The sequence below is a fragment of the Synechococcus sp. CCAP 1479/9 genome (genome assembly GCF_019038535.1).
In the GTDB taxonomy this organism is placed as follows: Bacteria; Cyanobacteriota; Cyanobacteriia; order PCC-6307; family Cyanobiaceae; genus Cyanobium.
Map to the genome: position 1 here is coordinate 1 of NZ_JAFKRK010000043.1, position 9,763 is coordinate 9,763.

General features: G+C 69.3%; 12 protein-coding genes and 1 tRNA gene. 1 reads left to right on the plus strand and 12 read right to left on the minus strand.

Annotation, left to right across the window (positions count from 1 at the left end; translation table 11 throughout):
- Nucleotides 1-492 precede the first annotated feature (492 nt).
- Entirely contained in the window at nucleotides 493-750 is a 258-nt protein-coding gene (locus tag KUG38_RS15260) for a rod-capping linker protein CpcD domain-containing protein (RefSeq protein ID WP_094585039.1), read from the minus strand.
- A 43-nt stretch (nucleotides 751-793) separates the two neighbouring features.
- Nucleotides 794-1,639 carry a phycobilisome rod-core linker polypeptide gene (locus KUG38_RS15265; protein ID WP_216923130.1) on the minus strand — a complete coding sequence of 282 codons (846 nt, stop codon included), beginning with the start codon at nucleotides 1,637-1,639 and terminating at the stop codon, nucleotides 794-796.
- 278 nt (nucleotides 1,640-1,917) lie between these two features.
- On the opposite strand from KUG38_RS15265, the gene KUG38_RS15270 reads away from it, so the two are divergent.
- Nucleotides 1,918-2,346, plus strand: a complete 429-nt coding sequence (locus KUG38_RS15270) for a hypothetical protein (protein ID WP_216923132.1) — start codon at nucleotides 1,918-1,920, stop codon at nucleotides 2,344-2,346.
- Nucleotides 2,347-2,455: 109 nt separating this feature from the next.
- Here KUG38_RS15270 and KUG38_RS15275 read toward each other — a convergent pair whose 3' ends face one another.
- The 10 genes from KUG38_RS15275 to nrdR all read right to left on the minus strand — a co-directional run bounded on the left by KUG38_RS15275 (nucleotide 2,456) and on the right by nrdR (nucleotide 9,704).
- Nucleotides 2,456-3,049: a chromophore lyase CpcT/CpeT gene (locus KUG38_RS15275; RefSeq protein WP_216923134.1), complete on the minus strand. Its 594-nt coding sequence runs from the start codon at nucleotides 3,047-3,049 to the stop codon at nucleotides 2,456-2,458.
- A gap of 9 nt (nucleotides 3,050-3,058) precedes the next feature.
- Nucleotides 3,059-3,292, minus strand: a complete 234-nt coding sequence (locus tag KUG38_RS15280) for a hypothetical protein (RefSeq protein WP_216923136.1) — start codon at nucleotides 3,290-3,292, stop codon at nucleotides 3,059-3,061.
- Nucleotides 3,293-3,323: 31 nt separating this feature from the next.
- Nucleotides 3,324-3,396: transfer RNA gene (locus KUG38_RS15285), tRNA-Phe, on the minus strand.
- A 30-nt stretch (nucleotides 3,397-3,426) separates the two neighbouring features.
- Complete coding sequence (locus KUG38_RS15290; RefSeq protein WP_216923138.1) at nucleotides 3,427-3,903, minus strand: ComF family protein; 477 nt, start codon at nucleotides 3,901-3,903, stop codon at nucleotides 3,427-3,429.
- 249 nt (nucleotides 3,904-4,152) lie between these two features.
- Complete coding sequence (locus KUG38_RS15295) at nucleotides 4,153-4,425, minus strand: DUF2470 domain-containing protein (RefSeq protein WP_094585045.1); 273 nt, start codon at nucleotides 4,423-4,425, stop codon at nucleotides 4,153-4,155.
- A 146-nt stretch (nucleotides 4,426-4,571) separates the two neighbouring features.
- Nucleotides 4,572-5,921, minus strand: a complete 1,350-nt coding sequence (locus KUG38_RS15300; RefSeq protein ID WP_216923140.1) for an FGGY-family carbohydrate kinase — start codon at nucleotides 5,919-5,921, stop codon at nucleotides 4,572-4,574.
- Nucleotides 5,896-7,155 carry a methionine adenosyltransferase gene (gene metK, locus KUG38_RS15305; protein ID WP_216923142.1) on the minus strand — a complete coding sequence of 420 codons (1,260 nt, stop codon included), beginning with the start codon at nucleotides 7,153-7,155 and terminating at the stop codon, nucleotides 5,896-5,898. The genes KUG38_RS15300 and metK overlap by 26 nt, the downstream gene beginning before the upstream one ends.
- A 30-nt stretch (nucleotides 7,156-7,185) precedes the next feature.
- Entirely contained in the window at nucleotides 7,186-7,992 is an 807-nt protein-coding gene (locus tag KUG38_RS15310) for an HAD family hydrolase (RefSeq protein WP_216923144.1), read from the minus strand.
- 22 nt (nucleotides 7,993-8,014) lie between these two features.
- Complete coding sequence (locus tag KUG38_RS15315; RefSeq protein WP_216923147.1) at nucleotides 8,015-9,091, minus strand: 30S ribosomal protein S1; 1,077 nt, start codon at nucleotides 9,089-9,091, stop codon at nucleotides 8,015-8,017.
- Nucleotides 9,092-9,218: 127 nt separating this feature from the next.
- Nucleotides 9,219-9,704, minus strand: a complete 486-nt coding sequence (gene nrdR / locus KUG38_RS15320; RefSeq protein ID WP_094585050.1) for a transcriptional regulator NrdR — start codon at nucleotides 9,702-9,704, stop codon at nucleotides 9,219-9,221.
- Between the last annotated feature and the right edge of the window lie 59 nt (nucleotides 9,705-9,763).

The following is a 9,763-nucleotide window of genomic DNA, read 5'->3' on the forward strand; positions in this document are numbered from 1 at the left end:
GAATTCGCCGCGGGCATCAGCCTGAGCAACGACCTTGGTGAAGGCGTCGAACATTGAGTTAGCTCCTGTTCTCGACGTCGAACGTCGGGATTGGGTGGGTAAGGGGGTCGAGTCTGGAGCGTCAGTCCGGGGGGAGGGCTGACGTCGACTGCGTCGTTGCTTTCGATGATTGCCTGGCCAAGGCCGGGCATCGCTCCGAAAGACCTACCTATTGTTGGGGAAGGCGTCCGGTGGATGGGGGTGCCTTAATAAATGGTCACCACCGCCAGGATCCAAACGGCCGCAGCGGTTCTGGCCATCTGGCCGGCGGCTGGGGTTCAGCCTGGACGGTTCATCCAGCGGATGGGTGTAAGGCCCGCTGTCCCGAGCCTCGAATCCGGCCCATGCGCCCCGACCATGAAAGAGGGCCCATGAAAAGGGGCGCATGAAAAAGGGCCCCCTCGGAGGGGACCCCATCGAAAGGCCGACTTGTGGGTTGGCCCTGGGCTGGCCTCAGCCTTCGGCTTTTGCCTTGCCCTTGCGGGGGGCCGGCGCCTCGGCGCCCGTACCGCCGCCGGTCACGGAGACACTGACGATCTTGCCGCCCATGGCGTGGACGAGACGCATGGTCTCGTTCATGCGGGTGAACGGCACGTTCATGACCATGTCCGCGGTGCGGGAGTAGTCGTTGTTGTTGACGCCGGTGACGGTGAACGCCACCTGGCGGGAACTGTTGAGGCCGGTGCCTCGGGTACCTGCGGAAACCTTCATGGATTCGGAGGGGTAGGGGGGTAAGGCTGAACGGGAGCCCGGTTCAGTTGACCGGGGTGATGCTGGCGATGCGGCCGCCTTCGCGGAGGATCTGCTGCTGGGTCTGGAGCAGCTTGTTGAAGGGGATGAAGCGCACCCGGTTGCTGCGCTTGTGCAGGCGGTAGTTGTTGAAGCCGGAGATCTCGACCCGGAAGGTGCGTCCCTCTTCACCGGCGCCCACGCCCTGGCGGGTGACACCGTCGGTGGAGACCTTGCGGAAGACGCTGCCGCGAGCGTTGGGGCTCACCACCGGCATGGGGGCTTCCGCATGCACCGAGGGGTTGAGGCGCGACTGGTTCTTGAGCAGATCGCCCCGAACCGAGGCGCCCACACCCCGGGTCAGCTGGAGCATGTAGGAGAACTGCAGGCCCTGCTGGCCGGAGGAGTAGTCCCAGCCGTGCAGGTAGGGAACCACCTCTTCGCCGAAGCGGTTCTGGTACTCGGCGCTGTCGAGGTAGGAGTCGATCTCGGCGTCGTAGCCCTGCTCCTGCAGGATCGTGAAGTGATGCAGCATCTCGGCCTTGTTCTGGGGCGCCCGGCCCAGGAGATGCTTGAAGTTCAGTTCGATGAAGCGGTAGGGGTTGCAGTTCTCGAAGAACTTGGCCTTGTAGAGCCCGCTCTTGGCCACCTGGCGCACGAACTCCCGCACGCTGAGGTAGCCGCGTTTGAAGAGGGACTCCGGACCCGAGAGCCGCTCGCTGGCCATGACGTACTGATTGCCGAGCACCTGCTTGTAGACGGCGCGGATCAGGGCGGCCTTGTCGTTTTCGGTGGCGTTCGTCCAGTTTTCCTTGTTGCGGTCGCTGGAGAAACGCTCGATGCCCAGATAGGCAGCGTTGGCAAGTGTCATGAGCGTGGGTGCCGGGGGAGAGGCGTTGGAGAGAAGGTCGGTGGGCAGGGCGCTTGGTCTCTGCGGATTGCAGCTGCGGATCTGCAACGGCGGATCTGCAGAGGCCTTCGAGGACGGCTGCAGGAAACGTCCCGAATCATGGGCTGCAAGGCGGATCCTATGGGCCTGTCCGCTCGCCACGACAGGGTTTTCAGAATCGTTACAAATCCCCCGGCCGGGGCCACCCCTGGCGGGTCGGCCCCACGCCGATACCATCCGGCCATGATCCCGGTGCCGTCATGGCTTCTGTTGTGTCCCCATCCGAGGACTCCTCCCTCCGGTTGGCCGATCAGCTGCAGGTGTTGTCCCAGGTGGCTGAAGCGCTCACCTACCGCCTGCTGGAGCTCGAGGAACGGCTCGGGGGCCACGAGGATCGCATCGGTGCGCGGTTGGAGGAGGTCGCCGACCTCGAGGCCACCCATGGGGCCGCCATGGACGAGCGCCTGGGGGACACCGAAGAGCGCCTGGCCAGGATCGAGGCGGCCCTGCGGGGTCTGGATCGCGTCGGCACGTCCCGCCATCTGCAGGCGGTGCAGCCGCCGGCGCTGCAGCAGGAGCCACCGGCCTCCCTGCCGGTGACGGAATCCTTCGATCTGGGCCAGGAGGAGGTCGATCCCTTTCTGGACGAGGGGGAGCAGCCCTTCATGGACGAGATGATCGCCGGCTGAAGCCTCTCCCGCCCGGCGATCTCCTCGTCAGGCGTTCTCCTGCCGAGGGTTCTGAGCCCGGGCGTCCTTCGACCGTTCCGGCTCCTGAGCCCGTGCGGCCCCTGCCCGATCAGGCCTCCAGCCAGGCGGGGGGAAGTTCGGCGCGGTAGTCGTCGGTGCGTTCGAATTCGAAGGGGCCGGCCAGGGATCCCCAGAGCTGCTCATGGGTGGCCGGGTCGTGGCCCCGGTCGATGGTGCGCATGCCCCGGGAATCGATCTCGAAGCTGCTGACCAGGTAGGCGAGGCTCCCCTTGCGTTCCACGAGGCAGCGGCACCCGGGTTCCACCTCGCCGGCAAACCCCTCCCCCACCTCCCGCACCACGTAGGTGCAGCCCTCGAGGGGCAGGAGGTCGGTCTCCGCGATGCTGCGGCGTCGCTCCTCATCCTCGATGGCGCCCCAGAAACGCTGCTCGTCCTGGAGGGCCTGGTTATGGATGATCAGGTCGCCGTCGCGGCGCTCGGCCCGCAGCACCCGGATCCTGTAGGGCGTGCCGGGTGAGATGGCGTAGGACTGCTCCAGCAGCAGCGAGCCCGGGGCCAGGTGGGGCAAGGGCCGGAACTTGACCAGGATGTGGGCGTAGATGGGCGGATTGTCGAAGGCCTGGCTCTGGTTGCTGAAGCCACCGCTCAGGAGCTGGAGAAGGCGGGCAAGGGAGCTGCTCATGGGGGCCACCTAAAGGTCGAGGAGGCGGATCCTGAAGGCCCCCACCTGGCGGGCCATGGCCGGATCAGATTCGGCGAACGGGTGACCAGCCACCTGGCCGAGGATCGCCTCAAGCTTGTCGGCGGTCGAGAGCCCGTGGGAGGGATCCTGTCGACTGTGCTCCTGCCAGGCCTCATCGAACGCCTGGGCGAAGCTGTCGGCGTTGTTGAAGATCTGGTTGGAGGTCGAGGGCTGATGGGGCATGGTGATGGGCTGCAGAGCAGTCCGCACGCAATGCCAGGACCCAGATTTGAACTGGGGACACGGCGATTTTCAATCGCCTGCTCTACCAACTGAGCTATCCCGGCCCGTCGCCGAAGCGACGCAGGGATCTTAGATCACGGCCCGCTGGGGGGGCGGCCCGTCCGGGTGCGCGACCGGGGCGTGCGGGCCAGGCAGAGGAGTCCCACCACCTGCCAGCCGAGGGTCTCCAGGGCTGTGGCGGCGCTGCAGCCGGTGGCCCCGCTGGTGAGGATGTCGTCGACGATCAGGACCGGCCGGCCCAGGGCTTCGCCGAGGCGGGGGCCCCGGCGACAGCGGAAGGCCCCCTCCTGGTTGGCCAAGCGCAGGGTCCTGCCGAGGTGGTGCTGGCCGAGCACGGGCCGTGACCGCTCCAGCAGATCGGCGCGGCGATAGCCCAGCTGGCGAACGAGCTCCCGGCACACCAGGGCCGGCAGGGGATTGGCCTGCCGTTTCCAGCTCGGCACCGGCACCACCAGCGGCCGCTGCCGCCACTGGGGCAATCCCTCCGCCAGCACCGTCACGAGGGCGCCGACCCCGGCGGGCTCAGGCCGCTGCCGCAGCCCGAGCAGCAACCGCCGCAGCTCGCCGTCGTAGGACCCAGCCGCCCACCAGAGCAGGGGCTCGTTGCCCCTCAGGGCCCCGGCCGGCAGGGGCAGGCGGCGGCGGCAGTCCGGGCATGCCGCTCCGGCCCCGTGCTGGGGCGGTTGCAGGCCACGGCACAGGGGGCAGGGGGTGGCGGCGAACCAGTCGAGCGGAAGCCGGCTCAGGCGTGCGAGAAGGGTCAGGGGAGGGGCGCCGCCGGTGGCGGCGCAGTCGCTGCTTCAAGCCTTCCCGGGGAGCGACCGCAGCATGGCCACCAGGGTGCGGTGGGCGTCCTCGCTGTCGGTGAGGGCGTGGTCGAAGGGCACCTCCACCCGGGTGCCGTCCACCTCCAGGCGCATGGCCTCGGGCTCCACGGCCACCATCCGGGCCTCACTGGCCTCGGTGCAGCCGCCGTAGTGGCGGGCGTAGGCCAGAACGGCCTCGGCGTGGTCGTCGTTCATGTGCTTGCAGATGCGGTCGCTCACTGCAGCGGTGAGGGGATCGGCGGCCATGGGTTCAGGTCGGTTGGGGGAATTCTGGGATCAGGCGCCGGCGAACCGCTGCCAGAGCAGCAGACCCAGCCGCACGCCGCTGAAGCCCACATAGCCGGCCAGCACGACGAACAGGGCCATGGCGAGGATCGATTTGAGACGTTCGTTCATGGCCGGGGCGAGACGGATTCGGCCCCCATCCTGGAGCTGGCCCGCGCCAGCAGGGCCATGCCCAGGGCCGCAGTGCGTTTCGGTCGGTTCAGCACCGGGATCCCCAGGGCGCGCGTCCGCAGGGCCCGCCACTGGCTGTTGCGGGCGCCGCCGCCGACGCTGATCACCCGCCGCAGGGCCGGGGCCCCCAACTCCCGCAGCCGCCGCCAGCCCGCCACCTCGATGGCGGTGAGACCCTCCAGCAGGGCCTGGAAATAGCGGGCATCACTGGCGGGCCTCGGCTCCAGGATCGGCTCCAGCGCCGGGTCGTCCACCGGGAAGCGCTCGCCCCGGCGGCTCAGGGGCCGCAGGGCCAGCCCCGTGGGACGGTCCGGCGTGATCTGGCGGCTCAGTTCGGCGATCTGGGCGTCGTCGAAGAAGCGGCGCAGGATGCCGGCGCCGGCGTTGGAGGCTCCCCCCGCCAGCCAGCGGCCGCCCACCCGGTGGTTGCTGAGCCCGGCCCCGGCCAGGGGGGCGTCCACGAACTGCTTCAGCACCAGGGTGGTGCCCAGCACGGTGATGCCATCGCCCTCCTGGGGATCGGCGGCCAGCACCGCGGCATTGGCATCGGTGCTGCCGGCCACCACCTGGCAGTCAGCCGGCAGGCCCAGGCAGGCCGCCGCCGCCGGAGCCAGCCGCCCGAGGCGGCTGCCGCTGGGGCGGATCCCAGGCAGGGCCCCGGCACCCAGGCCTTCGGCCACCCCCGCGAGCCAGCGGCCCTGCTGCAGGTCCCAGCCCAGCCGCGCGTTGTTGCCCTCCTCGCCCCAGCGCCAGTCGTCCAGCAGCCAGCCCATCAGCCAGTCGGCCTGGTGGCGCAGCAGCAGGCCTTGGGCGAGGCCCGCCTCCCGGGCCAGGGACTGCAGGCGCAGGGCCCGGGCCAGGCTGCCGCTGCTGCTGGCGGCGGGATGGTCGGCCCACGCCCCTTTCCCCGCGGCCCACGCCCCGCTCCCCGCGGCCAGCAGGGTGGCGATGGCCCCGGCCTGCTCCGGACAGGCCTGGTGGTACGGGAGGGCGTCCGCCAGGGGCGGCGGCAGCAGGCGGCCTCCTGGACCGCAGGCCAGAAGCGTGCCGGAGGTGCCATCGATGGCGACCCCCCCCACCCGCCGGCGGACCTCCTCTGGCACGTCCGCCAGCAGATCGATCAGGCCCTGCCGCCAGGCCTCGGGATCCTCGAAGCGGCCCGGGTACGGGGACTGCCGTTCCAGAACGGGGCTGGCGGGGTCCCCGCCGGCAGCGCCGGCCTCGGCCAGAACGGCCAGGCGCAGGCCGCTGCTGCCGAGGTCAACCCCCAGATACAGCGCTGACACGGCTCGCCGTGGCCTGCTTCAGGGTGGCGGCGATGGCGGTCACGTCCTCCCAGGGGAGGTCGAGGTCCTTGCGGCCGAAGTGGCCGTAGGCGGCGACGTCCTGGTAGAAGCGGCCGCCCCGCTGCTGGGGCAGTTCCCGCAGGCCGAAGGCTTCAATGATGGCGCCGGGGCGCAGGTCGAAGTGCTCCTGCACCAGGGCGGTGAGGTCGGCGTTGCTGAGGGCGCCGGTGCCGAAGCTCTCCACCAGGATGCTCACGGGCCGGGCCACGCCGATGGCGTAGCTGAGCTGCACCTCGGCCTTGTGGGCCAGGCCGGAGGCCACCAGGGCCTTGGCCACGTAGCGGGCGGCGTAGGCGGCGGAGCGGTCCACCTTGGTGGGGTCCTTGCCCGAGAAGGCGCCGCCACCGTGGCGGGCATAGCCGCCGTAGGTGTCCACGATGATCTTGCGGCCGGTCAGGCCGGCGTCGCCCTGGGGGCCGCCCACCACGAACTTGCCGGTGGGGTTGACGTAGAAGCGCGTGTCTTCCTTGGAGGGCTTGAGGGGCAGGTCGGCCGTGGCGGGCTGCACCACGTGGGACCAGAGGTCCTCCTTGATGCGCTGCTGCACGGCCTTCTCGTCGCTGATGCCTTCCACCTCGGCGGTGTGCTGGGTGGAGATCAGGATCGTGTCGATCGCCACGGGGCGGTCGTTCTCGTACACGACGCTCACCTGGGTCTTGCCGTCGGGGAGCAGGTAGCCGAGGCTGCCGTCATGGCGCACCTGGGCCAGCCGCAGCGCCAGCCGGTGGGCCAGGCTGATCGGCAGGGGCATCAGCTCCGGCGTTTCGTCGCAGGCGTAGCCGAACATGATGCCCTGGTCGCCGGCGCCCACCTTGTCGAGGGGATCGCCGTCGTGGTCGTCGGCCTCATCCACACCCTGGGCGATGTCGGGCGACTGCTGGTCGAGGGCGATCAGGACGGCGCAGCTGCGGGCATCGAAGCCGCCGGCACGGGCACCGCTGTAGCCGATCTGCTCGATCACACCCCGCACCAGGGTGTTGAAGTCGACGCGGGCGTTGGTGGTGACTTCCCCCGTGATCAGGCAGAGGCCGGTGTTCACCACGGTCTCGCAGGCCACCCGGCTGGAGGGATCCTGGGCCAGCAGCGCGTCGAGCACGGCGTCGCTCACTTGGTCGCAGATCTTGTCGGGGTGGCCTTCCGTCACCGATTCCGAGGTGAAGACGAAACGGCTCATAGGGGGGATGGGATCAGTCGATGGCTGAGCTTATTCCCACCGGTTCGCCGGTCCTTGCACCACGGCGAGCTCCTGCCAGTGGTCCAGCTGCAGGAAGGAGCCATCCAGCGCCACCGGCCTTCGCCAGCCCGCCCGATAGCCGAGCACCACGGGCACCCCGGCGGCCCGTGCCATGCGCAGGTCGCTGTTGGCGTCGCCCACCAGGGCGCAGCTCTGGGCCGCCACGCCCAGTTCCTCGCAAAGGCCGTGGATGGCGGCGGGGTCGGGCTTGCGGGGCTGATGCTCGGCGCTCCAGATGGCCTGCACGTAGGCGGCCAGATCGTGGGCGGCCAGGAAGGCCTCGATGCCTTCCACATGGTCGTTGCTGATGACGGCGCAACGCACTCCCGCCTGGCGCAGGGCCTCCAGCAGGGGCCGCAGGCCGGGGGTGGGGGCTGGCCGCTGTTCACTCCCCTGGCCGTGGAGGCCATCGGTGCGGGCGAACACCGCCTCGGCCATGGCCAGGGCTTCGGGCCAGCCGAAGCCCACCTGGGCCAGGGCGGTGCCCGTGGCCACCAGGTTCTGGTCGCGGCTCCCGACCGCCATCGTGCCGGCCGGGTGGATCCCTTCGGCGGAAAGGCCGTAGGCGCGGCGCAGGAGGGCGCCCAGGTCGCTGAGGCGCTCCGGGTCGCCCTCGGCCTGGCCGGCCAGGGCCAGACAGTGAAAGACCCTGGCCTGAGCCAGGGCCTCGAGCATCGGTTCGCTGTGGCTCATGGTGCCGTCCTTGTCGAACAGCACCGCCTCCAGTGGCCCGTCCCCGCAGGGCAGCGGGGTGCCCCGCAGGGAAAGGTGAACCATCGTCAGCGGATCCGAGCCGTGCTCATTCGAGGGAGACACCCATGGGCTCGCTGTCCTCGGCCTGCTCGAGCAGCATCTGCTTGTAGCGGGCGGCCATCTCCTCGGCCTTGTCGAACACCTTCTGGGGATCGCTGAGCATGTCGCCCGGTTCCGGCTCGAGGGCCTTGGTGGACAGGGAGATCCGGCCCCGCTCGGCGTCGAGATCGATGATCATCACCTTCATCTGATCGTTGACGTTGAGCACGGTGTGGGGGGTCTCGATGTGCTCGTGGCTGATCTCGGAGATGTGCAGCAGACCGCTGACGCCGCCGATGTCGATGAAGGCGCCGTAGGGCTTGATGCCCCGGACGGTACCCAGCACCACTTCGCCCACTTCCAGGCGATTCATCTTGCGCTCCACCAGGGCGCGGCGATGGCTGAGCACCAGCCGGTTGCGCTCTTCGTCCACCTCGAGGAACTTGAGGGGGAGGAAGTCGGCCACGAGTTCCTCCTTGGCCTTGCGGGTGCTGATGTGGCTGCCGGGGATGAAGCCCCGCAGACCCTCCACCCGCACCAGGGCGCCGCCGCGGTTGGTGGCGAACACCTCGCTGTAGATCGTGGCGTCCTCCTTCTGCAGCTGGCGCACCCGTTCCCAGGCGCGCTGGTACTCGATGCGACGGACCGACAGCGTCAGCTGGCCGTCCTCGTTCTCCTCGCTGAGGATGAAGAACTCGCGCACCTCGCCGGGTTCGAGCACGTCCGAGAGATGCTCGACGCGGTTGATCGACACCTCCTGGAGGGGCATGAAGGCGGCGGTCTTGGCGCCGATGTCGATCATGGCGCCCTTGGATTCCAGGGCGAAGACGGTGCCGTTGACGACGTCGCCGGGCTTGAAGTTGTAGTCGTACTTGCTGAGCAGGGCCGCGAACTCGTCCAGCGTGAAGCCCACACCGTCGCCGTCCCGTGCGCTGACCCGGCTGCTGGAGTCGTCGGCGCTGGGCACCTCTTCCGGGATCGCCAGATCGAGATCGGCTGTGGCCTCGATGTCGGCGGCCTCCTCGCTGCTGATCGGCGTGAGGGCCTCGAGGGTGTCGGCTTCGGAAGAAGGAGTGAGGGTCATGGAGCTGGGGCGGTCTGCCGGTGGCAGTGCGAAGGAACGGGATGGCTGCCCGCCTGCAGCGCACACCCGATCGATCACTCTATCAACGGACCGGCTCCCCGATCGGCTCGCGGGCCTGGCGCCGGGTTCAGCCCACCACCGCCAGCCGGCTCTTGGCCTTGCCGCGGCTGCCCAGCCCTTCGAGGGTGGCCACGAAATCGCTGACGCTCTGGAACTGGCGATACACGGAGGCGAAGCGCACGTAGGCCACCTCGCTCATCTCCCGCAGGCGCTGGAGCACCAGCTCCCCGATCTCGTTGCTGCTCACCTCGCGGCCGACCCGCTGCTGCAGAGCCAGTTCGATGTCGTCAACGACAGCCTCGAGCCGGGCCGGTTCCAGGCCTGTCTTCTCGCAGGCCCTCAGCAGACCATGCAGGAGTTTGCTGCGGTTGAAGGTTTCGCGGCTGCCGTTGCGCTTGACCACGGTGATCGGAACGGTCTCGACCCGTTCGTAGGTGGTGAAGCGGAAATCACAGTTGAGGCACTCCCTTCGCCGCCGCACGCTGCGCCCGGAATCGGCGGCCCTTGATTCCAGAACGCGGCTATCGGTGTGTTGGCAGGAGGGACATTGCATCCCCGGGCACGCGTCCAAGTGTTCGGAGTGTAAACAGCTACGCGCACAAAGAGAAGGGG

Bases quoted from the DNA above. Each gene is read 5' to 3' on its own strand.
- KUG38_RS15260 (WP_094585039.1), bottom strand. From the start codon at position 750: ATGAAGGTTTCCGCAGGTACCCGAGGCACCGGCCTCAACAGTTCCCGC.
- KUG38_RS15265 (WP_216923130.1), bottom strand. From the start codon at position 1,639: ATGACACTTGCCAACGCTGCCTATCTGGGCATCGAGCGTTTCTCCAGC.
- KUG38_RS15270 (WP_216923132.1), top strand. From the start codon at position 1,918: ATGGCTTCTGTTGTGTCCCCATCCGAGGACTCCTCCCTCCGGTTGGCC.
- KUG38_RS15275 (WP_216923134.1), bottom strand. From the start codon at position 3,049: ATGAGCAGCTCCCTTGCCCGCCTTCTCCAGCTCCTGAGCGGTGGCTTC.
- KUG38_RS15280 (WP_216923136.1), bottom strand. From the start codon at position 3,292: ATGCCCCATCAGCCCTCGACCTCCAACCAGATCTTCAACAACGCCGAC.
- KUG38_RS15295 (WP_094585045.1), bottom strand. From the start codon at position 4,425: ATGGCCGCCGATCCCCTCACCGCTGCAGTGAGCGACCGCATCTGCAAG.
- metK (WP_216923142.1), bottom strand. From the start codon at position 7,155: ATGAGCCGTTTCGTCTTCACCTCGGAATCGGTGACGGAAGGCCACCCC.
- KUG38_RS15310 (WP_216923144.1), bottom strand. From the start codon at position 7,992: ATGGTTCACCTTTCCCTGCGGGGCACCCCGCTGCCCTGCGGGGACGGG.
- KUG38_RS15315 (WP_216923147.1), bottom strand. From the start codon at position 9,091: ATGACCCTCACTCCTTCTTCCGAAGCCGACACCCTCGAGGCCCTCACG.
- nrdR (WP_094585050.1), bottom strand. From the start codon at position 9,704: ATGCAATGTCCCTCCTGCCAACACACCGATAGCCGCGTTCTGGAATCA.